Below are 26,763 nucleotides of genomic sequence, written 5' to 3' on the forward strand. Positions count from 1 at the left end.
TTCTTCTACCACTAACTTGGATACATATTCTTTGTACTCTTGTGAAAAGTGCTTCCCCATCTTGAACACGTCCTTTTAAATGATATTTATATTATAAATAAAATCTCATTTTCACGTGTCCACTTTTTAGACTAACTTTATTTTGCCTTATTTAACGGAAAAACTTCCGCCTATATATCCCGGACCGAGCTCTATTCTGCAGCATAACGGGAAAATCTCCGCTTATTTTATAGATCACTGGTTACTGAATTAAGGATAAGCATGACAATTAGCATATGAATTTACACGCTGATAAAAATTCATGTCACCATGTTAACAGGGGTACGGATTACAAGGCTATTTCACCGTTTATTTTATCAAAGGCCCGATCAAAAAAAGAGGCATTCGAATTCAGTTGCGAATAAGAGTGCTAATTGGTGTGCTACTTAGTTTTTGTATTCGACAACCGAACCCGTTACATTTCTCCGCCTGTTTTTTGTCCATTGGAAGTATGGAGATGGTATTAATCTTGCCCTTTGCTAACATCTATTGTCGGGTGCATAAAAGGATACCCCTTTGGATTCCGTTGTTCCTCTAGCAATTCTAAATTCTCTGATGTGTTCCATCCTATATCATTGGTTGGATGTACCCATTCATCCCCTGCCATGATTGAGGGATCTGTTTCATCATTCCAATTTTCAAGCGGTGATTCTGCTGAGGTATAGTGGCTGTCACCGATAATAACACCATGTCTATTCGTGAATGGGGGCTCCATTTTAGTCTCTGTATTTTTATAGCTTGGAGCTGAAATCTGATGAGGAAGAGTGCTATCCACATCAATGCGGTTGAGTTCATTCTCTTTTCTTTCCATAAAATACTCGCCCCTTTTCTTTTTAGTGTTTGCATGTTTATTATTTCTATGAGATTTAATTTAATCTGCCGGGAAGAATAGAAACTCGGGCTTAGAAAAAACTAAACAGAATGAAGCAGTTAGGAGGATGGATGATGGCAAAACGGAAAGCAGAATACAATGCAGTTGAAAAGTATTCCAAGACACCAAAGAAAAATGTTGAGGAAACTGAATTCTCAGCTGAATTTACGCATGGAGAAGATGCTATGAAGGGGGCAAACCGTAACTCTAAACAAGGTCGCAAAGGTCGTGTGTAGAGATAAAACACATTGAAAGGAGGAAAAAACCTATGGATAAAATTAAAAAAGAGGAAGTTAGTAAGCAGACCAGTGTAGAATTTGGGAATGAGTTTGGCGACATGAACGCAAGCAAGCTGTATGAGATTCCCTATGCAAATCAGCAAAAGGCAGACAATAAAAAAAATAAAAATAAACGTTAAAAAGCCGGCTTTTAAGCCGGCTTTAAGTTGATCCTGGAACTGGTATAGAGGGAAGCTTTTTCTTGTTTAAAGTCAAACACTACTAATAAGTAGGATGGGTTCATTTGTATTTGCCCAGTTTCAAAATAGAGATTTAGATCAAAGGAAAGTTCCTCGATTACTGTGTGCTTATTCAAATCCTTCTCACCCATTTTTATTTGAGAAAATTCCTCCCCGAACAATTCAGGCTGTTTAACGACCATCTCATAAAGGCGTAATCTTTCCTTTTTATCCAATGCGATGTCCCACCAAGGTTTTCTTGGCTTATGTTTGTGGCTGGCTAGATAATCCAGTTTCATCAAACTTTTGATGACAGCCAGTTGGTCCTGGTGATTTTCCTCCAGAAATTGATAAAGCCGTGTGAACAGATCCTCAAGCTGATGACCAATCCTTGACCAGCCCTGTTCTTCCCAATAACTGCCGAATTCCTGGAAGAAGTCGAAAGGTGTAGGAAAGGTGTTAGTGATGAGAAACTCAACAGTATGGTCCATTCTATGATCATTCCAATACTTTTCAAGGACATCTTCAACTTGTTTGATTTTAATGATATCGCTGAAAGGAAGGACATTATTCCCAAGTATCTCGTAAGGGGAGTGGTCCATGTAAATATAATCTTGCTGGGCAGCCCGAAGCCTTAGCCCTGTTCCTCTTAGCATTTTCAAAAAGCCTAACTGCATTTCCTCCGGCCTCATGGCAAATACATCATTGAAGGTTTGTTTAAAAGAGTCGTAATTTTCCTCTGGCAGGCCAGCAATCAAGTCAAGATGCTGGTCAATTTTCCCGCCATCTTTTACCATTGTTACGGTTCTTTTCAATTTTTCAAAATTTTGTTTCCTCATAACTAGCTCATTTGTATAATCATTTGTTGACTGGACCCCAATCTCAAACCTGAATAAACCTCGAGGTGCTTCTTTGTTAAGAAACTCTATCACTTCGGGCCTCATGATATCTGCAGTAATCTCAAATTGAAAAACTGTGCCGGGCTTATGTTCATCTATTAAAAATTGGAACATTTCCATTGCGTAACTGCGGCTGATATTAAAGGTTCGGTCGACAAATTTAATGGTTTTAGCACCGTTTTTCATTAGGTATCTGATATCATCTTTAATTTTTTCCCGGTCAAAATAGCGAACGCCTACTTCAATCGAGGACAAGCAAAACTGGCAGCTAAAAGGACAGCCTCTGCTTGTCTCAATATACGTGACTCTTTTTGAAAGATGTGGGATATCTTCGGCATACCGGTATGGTGATGGCAGCTCTTTTAAATCAACTTTATTTTGCTGAGGATTTAGTTTGATATTCCCATCTGTCCGATAAACGATTCCGGGTACCATGCTGTAATCCTGGGATCCCTCAATCTGTGTAAGCAGCTGTTTGAACGTTTTTTCGCCTTCACCTACTACAATAAAATCAAACTCAGGAACTTTTTCCATCCATTCCATAACATCATAGGTAACCTCTGGACCGCCGACAACGATATGGATGGCTGGATTGATTTTTTTAATCATTTGAATTACCTTTATCGTTTCTTCAATATTCCAAATATAACAACTGAATCCTATTACATCAGGCTTTTTTGTGATTAGATCAGTTACGATGTTAATGGCTGGATCTTTGATTGTATATTCACTCAATTGAACTGAAAACTCAGGCTCTGCATACGCCTTTAAATAGCGGATGGCGATATTTGTATGGATATATTTTGCATTTAATGTTGTACAGACAATATTCATCAAGTGGTATCTCCTTTTACCTTCTGTATTCGGACGAGGCCGGCCAAAGGTTTGGTAAATCAACATTTAATTATAGCCTATAAAAGTTGAAAAAGATAGGAACGGGGGGCTTGAAAAAATATCCTTAAGGCAAAAAAAGAAGCTTGGCAGATGCAAGCTTCTTCTAAATGAGTTTATTGGTTGGCTAGGAGCATTCGTCTAAGTTTGATTAACGTTCATTCGTGCTGCTATTCTTGCCGTGAATCGCCGCAGCCTGGAGGCCTCAAGCTCAATGAGCGGCTGTGTAAATAAGGTTGCCGTCTTGCTGGAAAGTATCATCGTTAAAAATAATGAAAGAACCGCAAGGAAAAGTAGTGTTTCGGGATCCTTGAAATAATTTTGTACATGACTTTCTCGAAACATTCGAACAAAAAAGCCATGGAGTAAGTAGACATATAGGGTGTTTTTACCGAGATGTGTAAAATAATATTGTCTTTTGGGGACAAAAGCGAAAAAGCTTAAAACCATTACCAAGCTTAGCAAATAAAAACCGAGTCTATTCAACAAGGCTGGCAATGCTGCAGCACCAAGCTCAGCGTATGGCTTTGAACCTAGCAGCCATTTATAATTGATATCTGGATTTAGATAAAATCCAGTGAACACGAACACAAAAATAAGCCCAGCAAAAAGTTTAAAGGCTGGCTTTGTTATTTGTTGGAAATGCTCTTTATTCATAAAGTATCCAAGCAAAAACAATGGGAAAAACACAAATGTTCTGGATAAGCTTAGATAATTTGAAATCCAGTCAATATAGCCGATACCAAGCCCGATCAAGAGAGCTGCTGCTAACGAACCCTTGGAATTGAAACGCGCGAAAATCAACAGCATTATGTTCCAGCAAAACAAGCTAATTAGAAACCATAACGACCAATGAGGATTTAATGGGTCGATAACCAATTGAGATTTATTAAACAAATAATAATAAAAAACAGAATAAATCATCTGAAAAAGCAAGTAGGGGAAAATAAGTTTCTTAGCGATTTTAGGAATATAGCCTGTTTTATTGTAGCCTTTGGCAAAGTAGCCTGATACAAGGATAAAAGCAGGCATATGGAAGGTATAAATAACTTTATAAAGATTGGACATGAATTGATGATCCTTAATAAATGTTTGGAGTAAGTGGCCAAACACAACAAGGAAGATCAGAATGAATTTTGCGTTATCAAAGTAATAATCTCTCTGTTTCATAGGTTCCTCCCTGTTTACCTAATAGTCAAATCCCATTTACCCGCTGTATAAAATGTTAAACAGAACAGCAACGGAATTTTATTTGTCCAGATATAGGGAGGATGAAGAAATTCCTCTGGTATCTTGCGGTTAGGATGATACGCTAGCTATTTTATAAAGAGAGATAGCTATGAATATCCTCTATATGGAAAATTTCACTTCTCTATTAACAGCTCTTTTATTATAATTTTAATTAACAGTGTCGAAACAGTATGTATTTTGGTGTAAGGGGGCTAGTCAGTGCCAGGTGTTAAAGACGATGAAACTCAAAAATTAAAAATGAAAATAGCCGCACTTGAACGGGAAAATCTCAAGCTAAAGAATTCTAAGGCAGTAACCCGGTGGTTGTTAAATTTCAAGGGTGAAGAAGCTCTTATCATTGTCAATCGCCAAAATAAAATAATCGACCTAAATGACCAAGCAAGCTTCCTTATATCTGCGACCCGATCAGAAGCCATAGACAGAGACTTTTATGATTTTTGGGTACCACTAAAAGCATCAGACCATTATCTTGATGGAACGATTGAAGGAGTAAACGATCAAGGGCTTTATTTAAACCTGAAAAATAAGAGAACAAAAAAAACCGTAACTGCCTGTTTTTATGCAATGGATGATCATTATTTCGTTTATTCTATTGATTTGACAAGCAAGACTAGATACTCCGACATCTTCCATTTAGCCGAAGACGGGATTGTGTTTTTTGATGGTTCCGGCATCATTCTTGATGTCAACCCCTATATTTGTAACAAGCTAGGCATTCATAGGTCAGAGGTGGCCGGAAAGGAACTGGATTTCTTTATCCCAAAAAATTATCGTTCCAGGCTCCCGAACAGCATTGAACTGCTTAAACAAGAAGGGAAGCTTAGGACCGTACTGCCTTTAAAATATCATGGGAATGTCCATTACTACGAGTGCAATACAAGTGTATTAGGACAAGGTTTATACATGTCAATTTTAAGAGATGTAACTGATAAACGTTACTTGGAAAAAAAGCTTAGAAGAAATGAAGCTTTGTTTATGGACCTGTTTGTAGAAGCAAAGGATGGAATAATGCTGTTAGGGCCTGAAGGGGCCATTTTAAATGCAAATGAAATGGCTGCTGAGATTCTGGAATGCACCCATGAAGAGCTTTTGCAAGTGAAACTGTGGGAGTTTGCCGATGAGAGTAACTATAGCTGTGAGGATGTAATAAGACAGGTGACAGAGACAGGAGTAGCACAAACAACACTTGTGGTACGTACAAGGGCAGGAAATGGCCGGCATTTGGAAATAAAGTATAAAAGAAATGCTTTGGACCAACACGATCTTGTTATGATACGAGATGTAAGCGAAAAACAGAAAATGGAGCAAACTCTCAGAATGAGTGAGCAAAAGTTCAGAAGACTGTTTGAAGGTTCGATTGAAGGGTCTGTTTTGTGGAAGGATAACGGACTAATAATTGATGTAAATAAAGCGGGAATGAACAAGCTTGAACTGACCAAAAATCAAATTGTGGGGCACATGCTTGGCGATTTGCTTAGGGCACTTCAGGTAGACAAGTCAGACCTATCTCTCATCAGGAAAGCATTGAGCTCCCAAGGAAAAGTTAACGGAACAATGAAGGTCATCCTTTCAGGAAGACCGAAATTCTTTGAATATTCAACAAAAAAAAATGTAGTCGATGGTTTAAATTTTACTGTTTTTCGTAATATAACAGAAAAACTAGAAATGCAAGAACAACTCCGCAAGTCAGACACCTTGAATATTCTTGGTGAACTTGCTGCAGGTATTGCCCATGAAATTCGTAATCCAATGACATCTTTGAAAGGGTTTATCCAGCTTTTGGAAGGGAATATGGCTGAGGGGCATAGCATGTATTTTCGGATTATTAACACAGAACTTCAGCGTATTGATTCAATTATTAATGAGTTTCTTCTTTTGGCAAAACCACAGGCCGTTAAACATATGGAAGTTGGAATGGACCGAATTATGCAGGAAACGGTCGACTTGCTGAATGCCCAGGCCGTATTGCATAACGTACAGATTCGAACTTTATTTGAAAAAGGTGTACCAAGAGTATTTTGTGAACCCAATCAATTAAAAAAGGTTTTTATCAATATAATAAAAAATGCAATTGAAGTGATGCCAACTGGGGGGATTGTCACAGTTTCAATTTCAAAAAATTTTGATGAGACCATTCAAATTTCCATTGAAGATCAGGGAATTGGAATTTCTGAGAAGATGATAAAAAAACTGGGAGAACCTTTTTACACAACAAAAGAAAAAGGAACAGGGTTAGGGCTGATGGTCAGCTTTAAAATTATCGAAGAGCATGGCGGTACCATAAAGGCAGAAAGCGAGCAAGGTGTTGGTACGGTATTTACAATCACCTTGCCTTTGACTCAGAAGAGAGGGATAAAGTAATGCGCAGCTTTTCCAGCTGGGATTCCCCTATCGGCAGGCTCTATCCCGTGGCTGAGAAGGGAAACCTCACAGTTATTCATATTGGTGATGAAGATTTCTTTAATAATGAGCCCAACAAGGATGCTTTGCAAGAAGAGAAAAATAACCCAGTACTCCTTGCTTGCATTAAACAATTGGAGGAGTACTTTAACAAAACAAGAATTACTTTTGATCTGCCGCTAGCTTCCGCTGGTACTCCTTTTCAACAGGATGTGTGGAAGCAATTGCGGACCATTCCATATGGTGAGACAAGAAGTTATCAAGAGGTAGCTGAAGGTACTGGAAGACCAAAGGCAGTGCGGGCAGTGGGGCAGGCCAATAAAGCAAATAAATTTCCGATTATCATCCCCTGTCATAGGGTTATTGGAAAAAATAATACATTAACAGGATATGCGGGGAGCAGAACCAATCTTAAGGAGATTCTTTTAATGCATGAGCAAAGCAGGATGCAGTAACCGGGAACACCATATAGGTGTTCTGTTTCTTTTTAAGCCTGCCTGGAGGGAAAATAACAATAATACCAGGGTCCCTTGCTGGAGTCCAAGTTAATCCCCCGATGCAAAAGCACCCTGCCCCTGCCTATAATCAAGGCAGAAAGCAGAGTGCTAAATGAAAGTTTTTTAGTTAAAATCACAGAGGTTAATCGTAAAACTCAGGTCTTCTATCTTCGAATATCGGAATCATTTTTCGGACTTCCTGAACTTTATCCAGATCAATTTCTGCTGTTAATATTTCCTGCTGCTCTCCTGCTTCTGCAATAACCTCACCCCATGGGTCAATAACCAGGGAGTGTCCAGCAAATTGGTTCTTGGGATCAGAGCCAGCGCGGTTACAAGCAATCACAAAGGATTGATTTTCAATGGCCCTGGAGATTAACAGGGCTCTCCAATGCTCCAAACGGGCCAGAGGCCATTCAGCTACAACAAAAAGAGCCTCAGCACCTCTGGACGTATGAGATCGTATCCATTCAGGGAACCGGATGTCATAACAGATCATACCGGCAAACTTCCGGCCATTTAAGTTGAACAATCCCTTCTTGTCACCGGCAGAAAGGTAGTGATGTTCATCCATCAGCTTAAACAGATGGAGTTTGCTGTATTCGTGAATAAATGAACCATTTTTATCGACAACAAGCAAAGTATTTTTAATTCCACTCTCTGTTAAATTCGCAATTGATCCGCCGACAAAATGGCTGCCGGTCCTCTCTGCTGCTGCGCGGAGAAAGGTTATCGCCTTTTCAGCATTTGGATCTGCTGTCTTTGTCAGGTTTTCTAAGTCATAGCCTGTTGTCCATAGCTCTGGCAATACAATAATATCTGGGTTTTCAGAGCTGGCTTGCTGGATTAACTTTTCAGCCTCCTGATAGTTTGCTTCTGGGCTGCCGAAAGCGATATCCATTTGCAGTAATGCAATTTTTAATTTCATTTTTCCCCCTCCTGGAGTGTTAAGCAATTTTTACTTTACAAGCTGTTACTTACGTTATATCATTTGTGACTAGATTTTCAATAAAAAGATTTTTATAATTTCAATAAACAATATAAAATAAAGCGGGGATAAATTCATTTTGTCAAATTTCAGGACGGTAAACTTTAACAGCCTAAATTAAATTAAGCAGGTGTGAATATGAAACATTTCCAACAATCAGAGCTATTAAATAGCCTGCCAAAACAATTTTTTGCCTCTCTTGTACAGAGAGTGAACCAGTATGTGGAGCAAGGCTATGATGTAATTAATCTTGGCCAGGGAAACCCTGACCAGCCAACCCCTGAGCATATTGTTGAAAAACTCAAAAGCGCTGCAGAAAACCCAATTAACCACAAATACTCTCCTTTCAGAGGCTTTAGCTATTTAAAAGAGGCGGCCGCAAGCTTTTATATGCGGGAATATGGGGTTTCATTAGACCCAGAGAAAGAAGTAGCGATACTTTTTGGCGGAAAGGCCGGTCTGGTTGAAATACCTCAGTGTCTCTTAAACCCGGGTGATACTGTGTTGGTTCCTGATCCCGGTTATCCGGATTACTGGTCTGGTGTTGAGCTGGCAAAAGCCAATATGGTTACTATGCCCTTAAGGGAGCAGAACGGTTTCTTGCCTAAGTACGAAGAGATCGCTGAGGAACATTTAAAGGCTGCCAAATTAATGTTTCTAAACTATCCAAATAACCCAACTGGAGCTACAGCCACAAACAGTTTTTTTGAGGAAACAGTTGCCCTCGCCACACAGAATGACATATGTGTTGTTCATGATTTTGCATACGGTGCGATTGGATTTGATGGTCAGAAACCTGTTAGTTTCCTTCAGACTGAAGGGGCTAAAGAAACGGGGATTGAAATTTATACATTATCCAAGACATATAACATGGCAGGATGGAGAGTAGGGTTCGCCGCAGGAAATGAAAGTGTAATTTCTGCGATCAATTTGCTTCAGGACCATCTTTACGTTAGCCTTTTCGGTGCAGTACAGGAGGCTGCCGCGGAAGCATTGACTGGCCCGCAAGATTGTGTAAAAGAGCTCAATGAATTGTATGAAGCCAGAAGGAATACTCTGATAAACGGTCTGCAGTCATTAGGATGGGAAGTTACAGCGCCTAAAGGATCCTTTTTTGCCTGGCTTAAGGTTCCGGAAGGTTTCACTTCACAAACGTTCTCAGATTACTTGCTGGAAAAGGCTTATATTGCAGTTGCCCCCGGTGTCGGTTTCGGTACGTATGGGGAGGGTTATGTAAGAGTAGGCATGCTGACATCCGTAGAACGGTTAACCGAGGTGGTTTCAAGGATAAGAGAACTGAATATCTTTAAATGATATTGACAATTTAACTGAAAAGTGACATAATCCTACTTATCTTATTTTTACAAATTTAATAACTTAAATAAATTGTTTTCTTATCAAGAGCAGGTGGAGGGACGAGCCCGATGAAACCCGGCAACCGACTTAATAGCTATATTAAGCACGGTGCTAATTCTTGCAGCGGGGCTGATAGATAAGAAGATGGTTGAAATATCAACCTCTTCTTACAGAAGAGGTTTTTTGTGTTAGAAAGGATTGGAACTATGACTGAAATTATAGCAACCTATCAGGTTTACGATGCAAAAGGAAATTTGGAAAAAAAAGCGGAAGGCATCGCCCTTGGTTTAACTATTGGATCCTGGACAGATCTTCCGGAATTAGAGCAGGAACAGCTGCGTAAGCATAAAGGAAGAGTTGTATCAGTTGAACCGTTAACTTCAGAAACAAAAGAAATAAAGGGTCGGATAAAGGTAGCATATCCTACCGCAAATTTTTCTGCTGATCTTCCGGCTATTTTAATAACTGTATTTGGAAAACTGTCATTGGACGGAAAAGTAAAACTGCTTGATTTAGAATTTGGTGAAAATCTTAAGAAGTCATTTCCGGGACCAAGATTCGGGATTGAAGGAATAAGAAAGAAAACAGGTGTGTACGAACGTCCTCTGCTGATGAGTATTTTTAAAGGGATAATCGGCAAAGATCAAGACTTCCTTTTGCAGCAGCTAAAAGAGCAGGCTTTAGGTGGCATCGACATTGTTAAAGACGATGAAATTTTGTTTGAAAATGAGTTAACTCCTTTTGAAAAACGAATTACCGGATCCAAGAAAGTTTTAGAGCAAGTTTTTGAAGAAACAGGACACCGTACGTTGTATTCTGTCAATCTAACTGGCCGGACTTCTAATCTAAAAGATAAAGCTAGAAAGGCGGCGGAACTTGGTGCTGATATGCTGCTCTTTAATGTGTTCGCTTATGGCCTTGATGTCTTGCAAGAGCTCCGTGAAGATAATGGAATTCAGCTTCCAATCATGGCACATCCAGCCGTAAGCGGAGCCTTTACCTCGTCACAACATTATGGAATTTCACATTCTCTAATGTTAGGGAAACTTCTAAGATATGCTGGCGCTGACTTATCGCTATTTCCTTCTCCGTACGGATCGGTGGCATTAGAAAGAGAGCAGACACTTTCAATATCTAATGCTTTGATTGCAGAAGATGATATTAAGCAGGCATTTCCTGTTCCTTCTGCCGGTATCCATCCAGGTCTTGTCCCTGTCCTGATGCGAGACTTTGGTATACAGTCCGTTATCAATGCTGGAGGTGGAGTGCATGGTCACCCGGATGGTGCAAAAGGCGGAGGCAGAGCATTCAGACAGGCTATAGAAACGATAATGCAAGGAAAGTCTCTCGCAGAGGGCATGAAGGTACATAATGAGTTGCGTACCGCTATTAACCTATGGGGTTCGGTGGAGGTGAGCGGTTAAATGAAACAACCGATTATCTTCTGTGATTTTGATGGAACAATAACAGAAAAAGATAATATTATTTCTCTCATGGAGCAATTTGCTCCTCCCGAATTTGAGGAGATAAAAGAGGATATTCTTTCCCAAAAGATTTCGATTAGAGAAGGGGTAGGCAAAATGTTTGCCCTCCTGCCAAGCAGTTTAAAAAAGGAAATCACTGATTACGCGATTAAAAATGCAAAAATCCGTCCCGGTTTTCAAGAGTTTGTCAGCTATACCCGGAATAGAGGCATCCCACTTTACATTGTAAGCGGAGGGATAGATTTCTTTATCCACCCTGTATTAGAGGAGTTCGGACCGTTTGCAGGACTCTATTGCAATGGCTCTGATTTTAGCGGGGAAAACATAGAGATTACTTGGCCAAACAGTTGCGACAGTCAATGCAAGAATGACTGTGGCTGCTGTAAACCTTCGATTATGAGAAGAAATACAGATACTAATAGCTTTAAAATTGTTATTGGTGACTCCGTTACCGATTTGGAAGCTGCTAAGCAAGCTGATTTAGTCCTGGCAAGGGCTTATCTAAAAGAAAAATCGCAAGAATTAAATCTTCCATATCAACCTTTTGAAACTTTTTATGATGTTTTATCAGTGTTTGAAAACATGGAAGAGGTGATGAAATGAGCAAACTTCAACAAAAATGGGAAGAACTTGCTGATGTAAAGGCAGAACTGGCTGAGCGAGACTGGTTTATGGGAACTAGCGGAAATCTCGCTATTAAAGTCAGCGACAATCCCATTCAGTTTCTAGTTACGGCGAGCGGAAAAGATAAACGTAAAAGAACAGAGGAAGATTTTTTGTTAGTTGATGAATTGGGCCGCCCTGTCGAGGACACTCATTTAAAACCATCTGCGGAGACGCTGTTGCATGTTGAAATTTACGGCAGAACAGGAGCCGGCTGCAGCTTGCATGTGCATACGATCGATAATAATGTTATTTCAGAAATATATGGAGACAAAGGAGAGGTCAGATTTCAGGGGCAGGAGCTGATTAAGGCCTTTAACAAATGGGGAGAGGATGATATCCTCACAATTCCAATCATTCCAAACCATGCTCACATTCCTACCCTGGCAAAAGAGTTTGCCGAACATGTTAGTGAGGGATCTGGCGCTGTTTTGATTCGTAATCATGGGATAACTGTCTGGGGGAAGGATGCCTTCGAAGCAAAAAAACTTCTAGAAGCATCAGAGTTTTTATTCAAGTATCAGCTTAGGCTGATTGAATGTAAAGGATCATTCGGTACAAAAGAAATTTAATAAAGGGCTGTGTAAAAGTCATTGGGGTAGTGGCTGCTGATTGTGGAATGCGACCGCAATGAGCGGAAATTAACACAAAAGGTTATACAGAGCCTAATATAAAAAAGGAGAGGTTAATATGGCTTATATTGTATTACAGCAAACACAAGATAAAATTGAAAATCAGGAAGAAGTTGCTTCATTTTTGAATAGCCAGGAAGTTATTTACGAAAAGTGGGATATCTCCAAACTTCCATCCCACTTGCAGGAGAAATTCTTGTTGTCTGATGAAGAAAAGCAAGAAATTTTAGAGGTGTTTGGTGAGGAAATCAAAGATATTTCTTCTCGCCGCGGCTATGAAGCACAGGATGTCATTTCTCTGTCAGAAACTACACCTAACCTTGACCAACTTTTAACAAACTTCAAACAAGAGCACCACCATACAGATGATGAGGTTCGTTTTATTGTGAGCGGACATGGAGTTTTTGTTATTCAAGGGAAAGACGGTGCGTTTTTTGAGGTATTCCTCGAGCCAGGTGATCTAATTTCTGTACCTGAAAATATCCGTCACTATTTTACTCTTCAGGATGATCGGAAAGTGGTTGCTGTCCGGATTTTTGTTACAACCGAAGGATGGGTACCTATCTACGACAAACAAGCTTAAATCAAAAAAAATTCGAGAAAAATACAAATTATAATAAATAGCAAAATAGGTCCAATGTCTTTTTGACATTGGACTTTTATACTTTTCCAAAATAATTTCCACGAAGCTAGCAGGCAGTATTTTACTGATTCTCTTAAAATAACAAACTTAAAGTTTCAAATCATGTCGAATTATGACCAGCAAAACACGGCTAGCTCTGTCGAGAAAAATTTTTTTCTGAATTTTTTGTCTTATATTGCGATACTATTTACAATCCTAAAAAAATTTGTAATAATTCATCAGTATCCTATTTCCTTTAAGGTGCTAAAGGATAAAGGTGGAAATATACAAGCGGTTAATTTAGTGGTTAAACGAATTGATTTTAGACAATCACAGGAGCTAAATGATTTTAGGAGGAAATGAAAGTGTCAGTGTCAGAACATGAAAGTACCCTGCTGGAAGAAATTCATCGAAAACGAGAGAAAATGGTGGAAGCAGCACGAATAACGGGCTTTACCAGTGAAGAAACAGTCAGTTGCAGCCAAGAGCTGGATGAACTGCTTAATGAATATCACCGCACGGCCAATAACTCCTATGATTTCCTAAGAGAAGAGAAAATTGTGTACAGGCATTTAACGATGATTATCACTCGACCGGAACTAAGTGCAGTATATTAAAGTAGCTCTTTATTCACAACAAACACCCCATAATAGGCAAGTTATGGGGCTTAAACGTAATGAGCCGTCATATTAAGACAAAAAACCACTGTCTTATTTTGGACAGTGGTTAGAATAACTCCAAGAGCATGATCATGAACAACAGGCCAACAATAAAAGAATAAGTAGAGGTCCTTTCATTACCATCACCGTGGCTTTCAGGAATCAGCTCTTTATAGATAATAAACAGCATGGCTCCTGCTGCAAAAGCAAGTCCGTATGAGACAAGCCCTTCGACAAAAGAGGTTAAGTAATACCCAAACATGGCCGAAACAATTTCAATGGCTCCTGTTGCCGTTGCAATTAAAAAAGACTTAAATTTATTTATTTCCTGATTGAAAAGAAACAAAGCCACGAGAAAACCTTCTGGAGCATTTTGCAGACCGATGGCAAAAGCAATAAGATTGCCAGTATCAGCAGTATCCCCTGATGCATAGCTTACTCCAACTGCAAGGCCCTCTGGTATGTTATGAAGGGTAATCGCTGCGATAATAAGCATCGCTTTTTCATCAAATTTTATGTTTCTTTGTGAATGCTGCAGATCGATATGGGGAATGTTTTTTTCCAGAAGAGTTAATGTAGCTACCCCAAGAAATACGCCTACTGCAAGCTGAAAAAACCCTCCAGTATTAAGAGCCTCAGGAATCAATCCCATCACTGATGCAGCCATCATAATACCAGCTGTAAAGGCAAGCAGTGTATCCCGCCAACGGTGGGTAACTGAATTTTTCATAAATAAGATAAGTAAAGCACCTAACCCGGTTGAAAGAGCCGAGAGGACACTTCCCGTTATAACTTCGTTCATAGTATGTCTCCCATCCCCTTTAGAATCCACTAAATTAACAAACCTTCTATAAATCTCACCAAAACCATTATTACTAAGCGAACTTGTGATTTTTATCATTGTGTATATTCTAAAATTTTCTATATTTAAATTAATAATAAATATTTAGGCTTAATCCGTACGATTGCTGCAAAATTTCCTCACACTTACTTCAGTGGATAAATTATAGAGGAATTCCATCTGATTGGTTAAATATACACTTGTTAATTCCTTTCATCAAGACAATGCTGCTGTGAAAATTTAAGAATTCTAAATTGGCTGTACTATGCATGTGGCACGATTCATATATCGTACTACACAGCATTTTTTTATATTTTTTAAACAAGCGCTTTCGACTTATTCCATTAGGGAGGGAAAATGCACATGCATATAGTTGTTTGTGTCAAGCAGGTGCCAGATACGAAAATTATTAAGATTAATCCAAAGACGAACACACTGGACCGGCGCAGCGCTCCAGCGATTTTAAATCCGTATGATGCCCATGCAGTTCAGGCCGCGGTGAAAATAAGAGAGGAGACCGGTGGTATGATCTCTGTTTTATCTATGGGTCCGCCTCAGGCAGTTGCGATCATAAAAAAAAGCATTGAAATTGGGGCTGACAGGGGCTATCTGATTTCTGACCGTGCTTTTGCAGGGGCGGATACTCTTGCTACCAGCTATGCACTGTCAAAAGCGCTCCAAAAAATAGCAAATGAAGAACCGATAGATCTTGTAATTTGTGGTAAGCATGCAATAGACGGTGACACTGGACAAGTGGGGCCGGGGATCGCCAGAAGGCTGGATATACCTCCGATAACCAATGTAATTGAAGTGTCAGAGGTTAATAAAGCTGAGAAGACAGTCCTGATAAAGCGAAAACAGATTAGCGGGTATGAACTAATTCAAACACAGCTGCCCTGCCTTTTGACAGTAGAAAAAGAGATAAACAGTATTCTTTACTCACCACTTCCGAATATGTTAAGAGCTGCTAGGTATGAGCCGGTAATTTGGGCAGTAAGTGACTTAGGTGAAGTAGACAAAACCCAGCTTGGTTTAAAAGGATCTCCGACCATTGTAGGGAAAATGTTTACTCCCCCAAAACTAGAAGGAGGAAAAAAGCTCGAAGGTTCATCAGATGAACAGGTCTCTCAGCTTATGGATATTTTAATGGAAAGAAAAGATTTGCTAAAGTTAAAAGAAACCAGTACAGCGAACTAATAGGGAGAAGGGGGAGTGTACATGATGGAAGAATACAGAGGGGTTTGGGTATTTATTGAAGAAAATGATGGTGCAATTGAAGGAGTTTCACTTGAATTGCTCGGAGCAGGCAGAAAGCTGGCCGAAAAGCTAGAGGTACCGCTGTCAGGTATTCTGCTGGGCCATGAAGTTACGAAGCTGGCAAAAGAAGTTATTTCATATGGTGCAGATAAGGTATATGTGATTGATAACCCGGTTCTTAAGGACTACCGGACTGAATCCTATATGAAAGGTGTGATTAAACTCGCAGAAACCTATAAGCCAGAAATCTTTCTTTATGGAGCTACCCCTAATGGAAAGGATTTAGCGAGTGCAGTTGCCACTGATTTAAGCACAGGTCTTACTGCTGACACAACGATGCTGGATGTGGATATTGATAAAAGACTATTAGAAGCTAGCCGCCCTGCTTTTGGAGGAAATATCATGGCGACTATTTTATGTAAAAAGCATCGGCCACAGATGGCTACCGTCAGGCCAAAGGTTATGAAGGCTCTTGAACCGGACAGCAATAGACAGGGGAGTATTATTGAAGAAACTCTTAATTTGAAAGAAGAAGATATGCGTACAAAAGTGCTTAAAATTGTGAAGGAGTTAACAAAAAAGACCAATTTAGCCGAGGCGCATGTAATCGTTTGTGGAGGAAAAGGATTAGGGGATATTCACGGTTTTCAGCTTATTCATGAGTTTGCTGACACGATTGGGGCAAGTGTCGGAGGGACGAGAGATGTTGTTGAGGCCGGCTGGCTTCCTCATGAGTTTCAGGTCGGGCAGACTGGAGAAACCGTAACTCCAAAAATATATTTCGCAATTGGGATTTCAGGAGCTATCCAGCATGTTGTTGGAATGAAGAATTCCGAGCTGATCATTGCCATTAATAAAGATCCAGGCGCCCCTATCTTTGAGGTGGCTACTTACGGCATTGTTGGAGATGCTCTGGAAATTCTCCCAAAGCTCATTCAACAGTTTAAAGAAATGAAAACCGAAAAGGGCGGTGAAATTAGTTATGCCTGAGAAGTTTGATGTTATCGTAGTAGGTGCCGGTCCAGCTGGAACCTCATGTGCGTATACCTGTGCCAAAAGTGGCCTGAATGTACTTTTAATCGAGCGCGGCGAATACCCTGGAAGTAAAAATGTTATGGGTGGTGTGTTATACAGAAAACAAATGGAAGAAATTATTCCGGAGTTTTGGAAGGAGGCACCACTTGAGCGCCCCGTTATTGAACAGCGCTTTTGGATGATGGATAAAGAATCAGTCGTTTCTTTTGGATATAAAGGTCTTGAATGGGGGATGGAGCCATATAATAATTTCACGGTGCTGCGCGCGCATTTTGACCAATGGTTCGCAAGGAAAGCCGTTGAGGCAGGGGCACTGCTAATTAACGAAACGGTTGTCCTGGAATGTCTTGTAGAAAACGGAAAAGTGATCGGCGTTAGAACGGATCGTCCCGATGGAGATATACTGGCAGATGTGGTCGTACTTGCAGATGGGGTAAATTCCCTGTTGTCCAAACAGCTTGGATTTCATAAAGAGTTCCGTCCAGACGAGGTTGCTTTAACAGTAATGGAGGTTGTAAATCTTCCTAAAGACAAAATCAACGATCGATTTAACCTCGAAGAAAATCAGGGCTGCACAATTGAGATTTTTGGTGACTCGACAAAAGGGAATCTAGGAACAGCGTTTCTGTATACCAATAAGGAAAGTTTAAATATTGGGGTAGGAACTACCTTATCCAGTATGATTAAAGCGAAGCTAAAGCCTTACGATTTACTAGATTACCTAAAGACCCATCCCATGATTAAGCCATATCTTGAAGGTGGAGAGTCGGCTGAATACCTTGCACATCTAATCCCTGAGGGGGGCTACCGATCTGTCCCACGAGTAGCCGGCAATGGAGTTTTAGTAGTTGGAGATGCAGCACAGCTTGTAAATGCTATTCACAGGGAAGGCTCGAATATGGCAATGTCATCTGGAAAAATGGCTGCAGAGGCAGTGATTGAGGCAAAACAAGCTAATGATTTCAGTGAATCGAGCCTAAACAGGTATAAAGACGCACTATACGGAAGCTTCATTATGAAGGATCTAGAAAAATATAAAGACGCAGCCCATGTCTTTGAAAAGTATCCACAATACTTAAGGGACTATGTACCGATGATGAACCGGGCAGCAAGCAAGTTCTTTACGGTTGATGGAACGCCTAAACGAGATAAGCAAAAGGAAATCATGCGAAACATGACGAGTGAAAGAGGTAAATTTGGAATGTTGCAGGATATTTATCGTGCGTGGAAGGCGGTGAAATAATGTCAACAAAAAACATTGAAGAAAAACAGTATTTGCTGCGATTTAAATGTGATACTAAATCCCACTTAACTGTGCTTGATCATGATGTTTGTATGACACAATGCCCCGATAAGCTATGTACTGTATTCTGCCCAGCTGAAGTATACAAGTGGGAAGGCTTGCGGATGCAGGTCGGATATGAAGGCTGCCATGAATGCGGCAGCTGCCGGATCGGCTGCCCTTACCAAAATATTAAATGGGAATATCCAAAGGGCGGGCATGGAATTGTTTTTAGGCTTGCTTAACCGTAAAGCGAAAATGAAGGTACGGTTAACGATTAATAAACAAACCATTAGATGCAGACAACTCATCGTTTAACCTCAGCTTTGAACTTTTATAGTTTCCAACACATAAAAAGAGCCGTGGATTTCGTTTGAAATCACGGCTCTTTTCTATCTCCGTTAATATCTACTGCGCTGTAGCAGTGTTGATTTCCGCTTCAGGCAGTCGCTTTCCGAGGGCGGCACTTCAGCTTCCTCGGAAGAAAACCGCTTCCTGCGGGATAGCGAAGAAGGTGAGATCCCGCAGTGAGGGACGAACAGGAGGCTCAGCCCGAGCCCGAAGGAAGCGTAGTTTATTTCCAGAGCGGCAGTTATGTCGCAGTATTTTTTATTCTGTTAGTGTTTTGTCAAGTATTTGGTTGAGTGTTTAAAGACATCTCGTTAAGTTTAGCGCAAAAATGCTGGATGTTATCTAAAATAAAATAGATCGATGGAGGAAATCTTATTACCCCTGCACTACAATATGCCCAATCAATCTTCTCTGCTCTCAAGAACCTCTTGCAGTCTGTCCGGATGATTGGTAAACATTCCAGTTACACCCCAGTCCAAAAGCTTTGCCATATCTGCTTTTTCGTTAACGGTATAAGGGTGAATAAGCAGTCCGGCATCTCTTACCTTTTGAACATAAGCTTGGTCAATTCTATGGTGAGACATGCCAAGCCCAATGGCATATTCTTTATATGCGTGTAATTCCTCATCGGTTATAGTCGCTTTTGTACGATAGGAGATTAGTTGAACTAAAGGAATTCTGTTATCTAAATCATGAATGATCTGGAGGCTTTCAGGGCTGAAAGATTGTAGAATCACCTTGCTGGAAGGCGTGTTAGGGCCGATTAATTTGTATTTGTTCAAGATGCGAATCAGCTCTTTCTCCATTCCTGGATACGTGTTTGGAGATTTTGTTTCGATATAATACCTGGACCCCTTTCCAAACGTTTGAATGACTTCTTCCAAAGTTGGTACCTTAATACCTGCATAGGAAGGATTGGCATATTCCGGGTGTTGTTCATTAAACCAGCTTCCTGCATCAAGTTGTTTCAATTCCTTCAAGGTGAAATCTTTAACGTAGCCGCTTCCATTTGTAGTCCTATTAACCGTTAGATCGTGCATTGCCACGAGTACGCCGTCTTCTGTCATTTGCAAGTCAACTTCAATATAATCTCCTTTCATTTCTTCTCCAAGTTTATAGGAAGCAATAGTATGTTCCGGTGCATAAGCTGAAGCCCCGCGGTGTGCTACATTTAGCAGCTTATTAGGAGTGAGGCTTGGGTGAATAGTAGCTTCACTTATTCCATTAGCCGCCGAAAAGTTTGAGGTAACAGAACTAAACAAAACGAGTGGTATTATTAATAAAAGTGTAATCAGTGTCTTTTTCATTTGTATCACCATCCCTTTCTCAATTTGAAATGAATATTTTCGATTACTAGGCTATTTTTCTCATACCTCCTATTGTTTTTTACTAGATTGGCAGAGTTAAATTATCACAATAAAATGAATATTTCAACAAAATTGGGGATTTCAGGAAAATAGACATAGAGTATTGTTGAGTGTTTATTAATTTTGGGTCTAATGGGGGATAGGACAGAAGGGAAAAAGGTCTCTAGAAATCTGACTAATATAAGAGGATAAATGCAATTAACTTAGCAGGATAGTATTGTATGTACGGTTATTCACAAGAAGAGTTAAAAAGAGGTGAAGCACGAAAAATGTGAAGGTGAGGGCGAGGGTCAGCTAATTTTATTTTTGTGGCTGACAACAGAGAGCAGGTCTTTCTTGCCGTTTGCTTCAAGATCGGTGGCGGTTTCCATAGCCAGGTATATATCCTCAAAATAACCGGAAACATAAAACGGCTGGTTGACATCATAGATCCCTTCACTATCTGAAAGATACACAGCTGCTCTCCACTCATATCGTTCAGTCATTAATTTTGGGCGGCCTTCAAGAGCAACCATCCAGCAGGATAGGAGCGTTTTTGAGTTGATGTTATTCATTTGCTTCAAAAGTAACTCTTGATCATTCGGCCCAATGGGAAATAATCGTTTAGGATAGAAGTCTGTGTAAAATTGGTTTTGCACATGTTTTCCTCCTTTTTAAACTTAATGTACTTTAATTATATGAATTAGTTTTAGTTAATTCTCGACTAATTGTTAAATATTTCTGAACATTTTAACATTCCTTCTTGATTGCAATAAGTGATGCTCGTCACAACCTAATTAACGCTTTGACCTTATACTTTAATTATCACTTAAAGAGGAGCGATGGATATGGAAGGATGTATGAGCGGGTTTATGGGAAGCGGGCAGGTAAATTTATGCGAAGGGTTGAGTCAGCTTAAAAGTGAGCACCCCCCCTTGCTGAAAAAACTTGAGGAGTTGCTTTCCCTTTCTTTAAAAGTAGAAAATAACGAAGATCCTTCGTTTCATTTTCAGGCTCTGCACGAATCCGTTGAGGTATTTATAAGAGAACTGGGACCTCATTCAGAAAGAGAAGAAGGAGTCTTGTTCGAAATGATGGGGGCTTATATTGGCAGGGAGTCTGGTCCTATTGCTGTAATGGAATATGAACATGACCAAGCCAAGTCTCTAATTGGAAGATTTTTAGAAAGAACTGAGAATGGTTTAGATGATATCTCTGAGGTTGAGATGAGGGAATTATCAGCAATGATCAAACAAGCAAATTATACTCTGGTAGACCATTTTTCCAAAGAAGAGAATGTTCTGTTTCCAATGGCAGAGAGAATGTTAAACGAGAGTGAAAAGGCACAATTGGCAGCTAGAATCAAAGAAATTTAAAAAAACAAGGGTGGAGAGAATAATAACTCTGCCCTTGTTTTTTTTATTGATTTATGGCTATATTAGCTATTCCATTCAGAGAGTTTTTCATCTGAAGGGAGGAAAAGGGCGAACAACCCCAACAATGGAAGTAAGCCAGTTAACTTAATCGTTAGGGAAAGACCTATTAAGTCTGCTAAAAAGCCTAGACCGACAGATCCGAGTGCTCCCATCCCAAATGCCAGCCCTACTGTCAGCCCAGCCATGGTACCAATTCTGCCGGGTACCAATTCCTGAGCATAAACGACAGTAACTGAGAAGCTGGATGATAATATAAAACCGCTCAAAGCTAATAGGATAAAAGCTGCCGACATCGGAACAAAAGGGATCAAGGCCGAGAGAGGTGCAGCACCAGCCAACGAGAGAAAAATGATATTTCTTTTGCCAAACCTGTCAGCGAGCGGCCCGCCAAAAAACGTGCCGGCAGCACCAGCTACCAGAAAGGCAAATAGAAAGAACTGAGAGTGTTTAATAGATAAACCGTACTGATCGATCGCATAAAATGCATAAAAATTAGTAATCCCTGATCCATACCAAGAACGAGCAAAGATTATCAGCAAAATGATGGCTAAAGCTGCTTTAACGGAACTGGTAACTCCAATCTTTTTGCTCGGAGTATTTTTAGCTGCCTTAGCGTGCTCTCTTTCAATCTGGAGCTGGCTAGCGTACCATTTTGCAATATACGTAAGCAGACCAACAGCAGCCGCAGCTACAATCGTAAACAAAGCAGCGCCTCGTTGGCCGAGCGGTACAAGAATTGCTGCCGTTATTAAAGGCGCTAGTGCCTGGCCGGAATTTCCGCCTACCTGATAAATGGATTGTGCCAGCCCGCGTCGCGGTCCAGCAGCCATATACGCTACACGTGAACCTTCGGGATGAAATACAGCCGAGCCAAGCCCTATTAGCAGGACGGAGATGATAATTAAACTAAAGCTTGGAGCAAAGGCTAATCCTAGTACACCAAAAAGAGTAAACGTTAGTCCAATCGGAAGGGCATATGGCATCGGTTTTTTATCGGCAGCCATTCCAACTAAAGGCTGCATGACGGACGAAACCATATTTAGTGAGAATGCAATCAGACCGAGCTGGGTAAAGGTCAGCCCCATTGACTTTGCCAAGATTGGAAACATAGCAGGAACTACAGCTTGAATTGAGTCATTTAATAAATGACATAGCCCAATGATGAATAATATTTTGTAAGCAGTTGTTTCGGTTTCTTTCTTTTTCAATTTTACAGCAGCAGATCCAGTGTTCATTCATATTATCTCCCTAAAAATTTTCTGATTTGTTTATATTTTAACTTATAAACCTTAACACTGGGCCATTTCCTTTTAAGGAATTTTTAATCTTAGTAGGCGGGTTGGGTACTATGCTTCAAAGATGAATGGTGATTTGTTTGGAGAAGCTTTAGAAGTTACTGACTGAAGATACATCATTACATATCTGGATAGGTTTTGAACCGCAATCCATTCCAGAAAATTGGATGGAACATTTCCAACTTTTTTACGCTCAGGAATCTTATCCTCTACTTAGGCTACAAAAATACCTGTTCAAAACAGAGATGGTCTATACAAAAGTGATGAGGAGTGGAGATAACGGAAATCGATTTTTGTGTTTTAAATGTACTTAACGGCATATGTGAATTAGAGTGAGCCAAAGCATAATACTATTATCTTTCCTCGCACCTTTATGAAGTATAGGTGGCAATTAGTGTTTAAAAAAATCTGTTGGCTAGAGAAACCTATCTCGCTTAGTGGGAATTTTTACAGGAATAGATTAAGGCTAAGTTGATGATTCTAACTGTGGAAGTAAAATTCCATCTAATAGTGCAGGGGGGGGAAGGATCATGCGGAATACATTAGGTGCACATGAAGTTCTAGAAATTCATGAGGTTTTAAATGATGCTGTTAACGGGATAAACCAGTTTCATCTATACGAACCCCATGTACAGGGCGATGATTTAAGAAATATTCTAAGTCATCAGCTTAACTTTATGCAGCTGGAGTATAACATGCTGATCGATTTAGTAGGTTCCCCTGGAAGGCTAACTGAGTACAGCCATAGGGGCCGTTCCGAGCCAATATACGGTTTGGATCAGCCGCCGCAATACTATCCAAAAGCAGCCTTAATGCAATTAAAAGACCAGGATATTGCGGCTGGAATGTTGAATTGTCATAAGTCTTCTGCTATTAGAAAAATGACTAGTGCGCTTGAATGTGCTGCTCCGCAAATGAGAGAGGCATTAATCCAAGGTGCGAAGAATTGTGCTGACCAAGCATATGAATTGTTTTTGTTTATGAATAAAAGAGGTTATTATCAGATCCCATATCTAAGCAATCAAGATGCCATATTAGGACAATACGAGCCAGCTCCAACCAATGTAAGCCCAATATACTAATGAGGGGGAGTTTAATTATGATGAATACAAACCAAGGAATGCAACAGCTTAACGAATGCCGTCAGATTGCTCAACAATTAATTCAGCAAACCCAGCAGAGCAATCAGCAATACCGACAAATGATTCAACAAGAACAGCAAAATGTTCAAATGCTTCAGCAAATGGAGCACCGTGAAAGACAGGCTGCTCAGTATTTGCAGCAAAGCCTTCAATATCATGAATCTGCTATTCAAAAATGCCAGCAGATGATTAATGCCATAAATCAGTTGGAGCAAGGAATGGGTCATCAATCTGGAGTATCAGGAATGCAATCAACTCTGTTTCATCAATCACCATCCCAAATCCCAGGATTTCAAAATCAGCAAGGGGTTCAATTTCGCCAATAGATAATTTTGCGTAGTGATTAATGACTCTGAATTCTAATCTTATGATTCCACACAGAATTCTGGAGATCCTCGTAAAAAGAACATCACAGCTGAAGAAGAGCTGTGATGTTCTTTATTTATTGGCTTTCTTGCTTCTATTCTGTAAGAAATAATAACCAAAAAGAAAATTAAACTATAACAGATAAATCCGTCTCTGCATTCCTCGCATTTGCACTATTGTAAAGTAGTTACTGATATCTCTTATAATTTCATATATACTAAAGATAGGATAATTGAATAAATGGACTAAAAGGAATGAGTAAATTGACCAACGATCAGGTAAATCAATCTTTAAAATTGTTTATCGTACTGTCGAGGGCTTACCGTGCCATAAATGAACAAGTTAATAAAGTAATTCAGCAAAACGGCCTTAATCCCACAGAGTTTGCAGTATTGGAACTTTTATATCATAAGGGGGACCAACCGCTTCAGCAAATCGGCGGTAAAATTCTGCTGGCGAGCGGCAGTATAACCTATGTTGTCGATAAGCTGGAGCAAAAAGACTTTCTAGAAAGAGTTGCCTGCCCAAAGGATAGAAGGGTGACATATGCGCAAATAACAGAAAAGGGAAAGAAATTGATCGAGGCTATATTTCCTGAACATGAAGGAAGAATTCATGAAATTATGAGCGTGTTAGAGCAAGAAGAGCAGCAAGAAGCAATCCGCTTACTAAAGAAGCTGGGTTTGTCTGTAGGCAAATACTAAACGGCCGGATGACCAGGCCGTTTTTCTTCGTTTAGAAAACTGAAAGCATTGTCTGCGTACAGCAACTAATGTACTGGACTCAGCTACTTAAAATAAGTAAGCCACGAATTGCTTCCGCTCCTCATGGCTCCAGTTGATATGTCGCTTAAAGGGTGCATGTGCTTTTGCTCTTTGATGAACTGTTAGATAACAGATGATATGCTTGAAATTTAAGGAGGGGAAATCATGAGTTTTAATGATTATACATATGTAAGGCCTAATTTTGAAGTAATTGCAGGGAAGTTTGAAGCCATTCTGGAAAAATTCAAGTCTGCTGGCACCGGGGCCGAACAGAGTCAACTAATGACCGAAATAAATATGGTTCGAAACGATCTGGATACAATGGTTAACCTTTGCTATATTCGGCATTCAATTGATACGACTAATGAATTCTATCAAACAGAGCAGGATTTTATAGATGAACTGGAACCTGAAGTAGAAGGGCTTGTCCATAAATATTATGAAGCACTTGTCTATTCTCCATTTCGGTCAGAGCTTGAAGAAAAATGGGGATCTCAGCTGTTTGCCCTCGCCACCGCCCAATTAAAAACATTTTCTCCAGATGTTGTTCCATTACTTCAGAAAGAAAATAAATTGGCAACAGAGTATACAAAATTGACTGCTTCGGCAAAAATTATGTTTCAGGGCGAGGAACGTACACTTGCACAGCTAGCCCCTTTTGCTGAAGACAAGGATAGGGAGATGCGCAAAAAAGCGAGCAAATCCCGTTTCGGTTTTTTTGCTGAGCATGAAGAGCAATTTGACCGTATTTTTGATGATTTGGTTCAAGTAAGAACGGAGATCGCTCATAAGCTAGGCTTTAATAATTTTGTGGAATTAGCTTATTTCAGAATGGACAGGACCGATTATAATGCTGAAATGGTCGCTGCCTTTCGGAAACAGATCGAGAAATATATTGTTCCGGCTGCAACTAAACTAAAAGAGCGGCAAAGACAGAGGATTGGCGTGGAGGAACTAAAATACTATGATGAGCCCTTCGAGTATAAAACTGGAAACGCCGTCCCGAAGGGGGACCCCGAATGGATCCTCGAAAAAGGCGAAAAAATGTATGAGGAGCTGTCCGAAGAAACCGGAAAATTCTTCCGCTTTATGAGGCAAAATAATCTGATGGATTTGGCGGCTAAGAAAGGAAAAGCCGGCGGGGGCTATTGTACATTTATTGAAAATTACAAAGTTCCGTTTATCTTTTCTAACTTTAATGGGACAGCAGGAGATATTGATGTTTTAACACATGAAGCAGGTCATGCATTCCAGGTTTATTCTAGTGCCCATTTTGATACCCCTGAATATTACTGGCCGACGTACGAAGCAGCAGAAATCCATTCTATGAGTATGGAGTTCTTTACATGGCCGTGGATGAAGCTTTTTTTCAAGGAAGATACAGATAAATATAAATTTACTCATTTAAGCAGCGGACTACAGTTCTTACCGTATGGTGTACTTGTTGATGAATTTCAGCATTGGGTGTATGAACACCCATCAGCTACTCCAGAAGAGAGGAAAGGTAAATGGAGTGAGATGGAAAAAACGTATTTGCCACATGTAGATTATGATGGAAATGCCTATCTTGAAAAAGGAGGCTTCTGGCAGCGGCAAAGCCATATATATACATCTCCATTTTATTATATAGATTACACGCTTGCTCAAATTTGTGCATTTCAATTTTGGAAAAAATCACGAGAAAATCATTCTAATGCCTGGAATGACTATATTAAGCTATGTAAACTTGGTGGCAGCATGTCATTTACGGAACTTGTAAAGGCTGCTGATTTAATGTCACCTTTCGAAGCAGGTTGTGTGGAATCTGTGATAGGAGAAATCCAGACCTGGCTCGATTCAGTAGATGACCGGGAGCTGTAGCTTAACATCAAAACATCCCGAAGCTGATGAAAAGCCTCGGGATGTTTTTGTATATATGCTAGTAATCTCTAAAGGGGTC

The 26,763-nt window shown here is 40.0% G+C and carries 27 protein-coding genes and 1 riboswitch; of the genes, 19 read left to right on the plus strand and 8 right to left on the minus strand.

Features of this window, described 5'->3' with window-relative positions; translation table 11 throughout:
- Window positions 1-502: 502 nt before the first annotated feature.
- Window positions 503-850, minus strand: coding sequence for a DUF3905 domain-containing protein (locus HRJ06_RS14660; protein WP_174733701.1), 348 nt, complete (start codon window positions 848-850; stop codon window positions 503-505).
- Between the two features lie 131 nt (window positions 851-981).
- Here HRJ06_RS14660 and HRJ06_RS14665 point away from each other — a divergent pair, with 131 nt between their 5' ends.
- Window positions 982-1,146, plus strand: coding sequence for a hypothetical protein (locus HRJ06_RS14665; RefSeq protein ID WP_174733700.1), 165 nt, complete (start codon window positions 982-984; stop codon window positions 1,144-1,146).
- Window positions 1,147-1,178: 32 nt separating this feature from the next.
- Window positions 1,179-1,328 carry a hypothetical protein gene (locus HRJ06_RS14670; RefSeq protein WP_174733702.1) on the plus strand — a complete coding sequence of 50 codons (150 nt, stop codon included), beginning with the start codon at window positions 1,179-1,181 and terminating at the stop codon, window positions 1,326-1,328.
- A gap of 11 nt (window positions 1,329-1,339) precedes the next feature.
- Here the strand turns inward: HRJ06_RS14670 and HRJ06_RS14675 are convergent, their stop codons facing one another.
- The gene (locus HRJ06_RS14675; RefSeq protein WP_174733921.1) at window positions 1,340-3,100 is read right to left on the minus strand and encodes a B12-binding domain-containing radical SAM protein; all 1,761 of its coding nucleotides are present in this window, start codon (window positions 3,098-3,100) and stop codon (window positions 1,340-1,342) included.
- A 198-nt stretch (window positions 3,101-3,298) separates the two neighbouring features.
- The gene (locus HRJ06_RS14680; RefSeq protein WP_174733703.1) at window positions 3,299-4,327 is read right to left on the minus strand and encodes an acyltransferase family protein; all 1,029 of its coding nucleotides are present in this window, start codon (window positions 4,325-4,327) and stop codon (window positions 3,299-3,301) included.
- A 279-nt stretch (window positions 4,328-4,606) separates the two neighbouring features.
- Between HRJ06_RS14680 and HRJ06_RS14685 the strand changes: the two genes are divergently transcribed.
- Together HRJ06_RS14685 and HRJ06_RS14690 are read left to right on the plus strand one after the other, a co-directional pair.
- Window positions 4,607-6,769: a PAS domain S-box protein gene (locus HRJ06_RS14685; RefSeq protein WP_174733704.1), complete on the plus strand. Its 2,163-nt coding sequence runs from the start codon at window positions 4,607-4,609 to the stop codon at window positions 6,767-6,769.
- Window positions 6,769-7,263 carry a methylated-DNA--[protein]-cysteine S-methyltransferase gene (locus tag HRJ06_RS14690; RefSeq protein WP_174733705.1) on the plus strand — a complete coding sequence of 165 codons (495 nt, stop codon included), beginning with the start codon at window positions 6,769-6,771 and terminating at the stop codon, window positions 7,261-7,263. The genes HRJ06_RS14685 and HRJ06_RS14690 overlap by 1 nt, the downstream gene beginning before the upstream one ends.
- Window positions 7,264-7,447: 184 nt before the next feature.
- Here HRJ06_RS14690 and HRJ06_RS14695 read toward each other — a convergent pair whose 3' ends face one another.
- Window positions 7,448-8,233, minus strand: coding sequence for a carbon-nitrogen family hydrolase (locus HRJ06_RS14695; RefSeq protein WP_174733706.1), 786 nt, complete (start codon window positions 8,231-8,233; stop codon window positions 7,448-7,450).
- Between the two features lie 198 nt (window positions 8,234-8,431).
- Between HRJ06_RS14695 and HRJ06_RS14700 the strand changes: the two genes are divergently transcribed.
- The 6 genes from HRJ06_RS14700 (at window position 8,432) to HRJ06_RS14725 (ending at window position 13,667) form a co-directional block, all read left to right on the plus strand.
- Window positions 8,432-9,607: a pyridoxal phosphate-dependent aminotransferase gene (locus tag HRJ06_RS14700; RefSeq protein WP_174733707.1), complete on the plus strand. Its 1,176-nt coding sequence runs from the start codon at window positions 8,432-8,434 to the stop codon at window positions 9,605-9,607.
- Window positions 9,608-9,684: 77 nt separating this feature from the next.
- Window positions 9,685-9,792: riboswitch (SAM riboswitch) on the plus strand.
- A gap of 63 nt (window positions 9,793-9,855) precedes the next feature.
- A complete protein-coding gene (locus tag HRJ06_RS14705; RefSeq protein ID WP_174733922.1) occupies window positions 9,856-11,073 on the plus strand; it encodes a 2,3-diketo-5-methylthiopentyl-1-phosphate enolase in 1,218 nt (405 codons plus the stop codon).
- Entirely contained in the window at window positions 11,074-11,736 is a 663-nt protein-coding gene (locus HRJ06_RS14710) for a 2-hydroxy-3-keto-5-methylthiopentenyl-1-phosphate phosphatase (protein ID WP_174733708.1), read from the plus strand.
- Window positions 11,733-12,368: a methylthioribulose 1-phosphate dehydratase gene (locus HRJ06_RS14715; protein WP_174733709.1), complete on the plus strand. Its 636-nt coding sequence runs from the start codon at window positions 11,733-11,735 to the stop codon at window positions 12,366-12,368. The genes HRJ06_RS14710 and HRJ06_RS14715 overlap by 4 nt, the downstream gene beginning before the upstream one ends.
- Before the next feature lie 118 nt (window positions 12,369-12,486).
- Complete coding sequence (locus HRJ06_RS14720) at window positions 12,487-13,011, plus strand: 1,2-dihydroxy-3-keto-5-methylthiopentene dioxygenase (RefSeq protein WP_174733710.1); 525 nt, start codon at window positions 12,487-12,489, stop codon at window positions 13,009-13,011.
- A 404-nt stretch (window positions 13,012-13,415) separates the two neighbouring features.
- Window positions 13,416-13,667: an aspartyl-phosphate phosphatase Spo0E family protein gene (locus HRJ06_RS14725; RefSeq protein ID WP_338421106.1), complete on the plus strand. Its 252-nt coding sequence runs from the start codon at window positions 13,416-13,418 to the stop codon at window positions 13,665-13,667.
- Window positions 13,668-13,776: 109 nt separating this feature from the next.
- Here HRJ06_RS14725 and HRJ06_RS14730 read toward each other — a convergent pair whose 3' ends face one another.
- Complete coding sequence (locus tag HRJ06_RS14730) at window positions 13,777-14,511, minus strand: ZIP family metal transporter (protein ID WP_174733712.1); 735 nt, start codon at window positions 14,509-14,511, stop codon at window positions 13,777-13,779.
- A 402-nt stretch (window positions 14,512-14,913) separates the two neighbouring features.
- Here HRJ06_RS14730 and HRJ06_RS14735 point away from each other — a divergent pair, with 402 nt between their 5' ends.
- The 4 genes from HRJ06_RS14735 to HRJ06_RS14750 are packed head-to-tail and all read left to right on the plus strand — an operon-like array spanning window position 14,914 to window position 18,369.
- Complete coding sequence (locus HRJ06_RS14735) at window positions 14,914-15,747, plus strand: electron transfer flavoprotein subunit beta/FixA family protein (RefSeq protein ID WP_174733713.1); 834 nt, start codon at window positions 14,914-14,916, stop codon at window positions 15,745-15,747.
- Between the two features lie 21 nt (window positions 15,748-15,768).
- On the plus strand, window positions 15,769-16,797 hold the full coding sequence (locus HRJ06_RS14740; RefSeq protein ID WP_174733714.1) for an electron transfer flavoprotein subunit alpha/FixB family protein: 1,029 nt from the start codon (window positions 15,769-15,771) through the stop codon (window positions 16,795-16,797).
- The gene (locus HRJ06_RS14745) at window positions 16,790-18,085 is read left to right on the plus strand and encodes an FAD-dependent oxidoreductase (RefSeq protein ID WP_174733715.1); all 1,296 of its coding nucleotides are present in this window, start codon (window positions 16,790-16,792) and stop codon (window positions 18,083-18,085) included. Before HRJ06_RS14740 ends, HRJ06_RS14745 begins: the two co-directional genes overlap by 8 nt.
- Window positions 18,085-18,369 (plus strand): ferredoxin family protein, encoded by a 285-nt coding sequence (locus HRJ06_RS14750; RefSeq protein WP_174733716.1) that lies wholly within the window; start codon window positions 18,085-18,087, stop codon window positions 18,367-18,369. The genes HRJ06_RS14745 and HRJ06_RS14750 overlap by 1 nt, the downstream gene beginning before the upstream one ends.
- A 507-nt stretch (window positions 18,370-18,876) precedes the next feature.
- On the opposite strand, the gene HRJ06_RS14755 is transcribed toward HRJ06_RS14750, so the two are convergent.
- Entirely contained in the window at window positions 18,877-19,782 is a 906-nt protein-coding gene (locus HRJ06_RS14755) for a glycerophosphodiester phosphodiesterase (RefSeq protein WP_174733717.1), read from the minus strand.
- Between the two features lie 350 nt (window positions 19,783-20,132).
- The gene (locus HRJ06_RS14760) at window positions 20,133-20,480 is read right to left on the minus strand and encodes a hypothetical protein (protein ID WP_174733718.1); all 348 of its coding nucleotides are present in this window, start codon (window positions 20,478-20,480) and stop codon (window positions 20,133-20,135) included.
- 189 nt (window positions 20,481-20,669) lie between these two features.
- Here HRJ06_RS14760 and HRJ06_RS14765 point away from each other — a divergent pair, with 189 nt between their 5' ends.
- Window positions 20,670-21,197, plus strand: a complete 528-nt coding sequence (locus HRJ06_RS14765; RefSeq protein WP_242035264.1) for a hemerythrin domain-containing protein — start codon at window positions 20,670-20,672, stop codon at window positions 21,195-21,197.
- 62 nt (window positions 21,198-21,259) lie between these two features.
- Here the strand turns inward: HRJ06_RS14765 and HRJ06_RS14770 are convergent, their stop codons facing one another.
- Window positions 21,260-22,492 (minus strand): MFS transporter, encoded by a 1,233-nt coding sequence (locus HRJ06_RS14770; RefSeq protein WP_174733719.1) that lies wholly within the window; start codon window positions 22,490-22,492, stop codon window positions 21,260-21,262.
- A 590-nt stretch (window positions 22,493-23,082) separates the two neighbouring features.
- Here HRJ06_RS14770 and HRJ06_RS14775 point away from each other — a divergent pair.
- The 4 genes from HRJ06_RS14775 to HRJ06_RS14790 all read left to right on the plus strand — a co-directional run bounded on the left by HRJ06_RS14775 (window position 23,083) and on the right by HRJ06_RS14790 (window position 26,684).
- Window positions 23,083-23,634: a spore coat protein gene (locus HRJ06_RS14775; protein ID WP_174733720.1), complete on the plus strand. Its 552-nt coding sequence runs from the start codon at window positions 23,083-23,085 to the stop codon at window positions 23,632-23,634.
- 17 nt (window positions 23,635-23,651) lie between these two features.
- On the plus strand, window positions 23,652-24,020 hold the full coding sequence (locus tag HRJ06_RS14780; RefSeq protein WP_174733721.1) for a hypothetical protein: 369 nt from the start codon (window positions 23,652-23,654) through the stop codon (window positions 24,018-24,020).
- A gap of 294 nt (window positions 24,021-24,314) precedes the next feature.
- Window positions 24,315-24,764 (plus strand): MarR family winged helix-turn-helix transcriptional regulator, encoded by a 450-nt coding sequence (locus HRJ06_RS14785; RefSeq protein WP_174733722.1) that lies wholly within the window; start codon window positions 24,315-24,317, stop codon window positions 24,762-24,764.
- A gap of 225 nt (window positions 24,765-24,989) precedes the next feature.
- The gene (locus HRJ06_RS14790; RefSeq protein ID WP_174733723.1) at window positions 24,990-26,684 is read left to right on the plus strand and encodes a M3 family oligoendopeptidase; all 1,695 of its coding nucleotides are present in this window, start codon (window positions 24,990-24,992) and stop codon (window positions 26,682-26,684) included.
- Window positions 26,685-26,763: the final 79 nt, after the last annotated feature.

This window comes from Mesobacillus harenae (assembly GCF_013343715.1).
In the GTDB taxonomy this organism is placed as follows: domain Bacteria; phylum Bacillota; class Bacilli; order Bacillales; family Cytobacillaceae; genus Mesobacillus_A; species Mesobacillus_A harenae.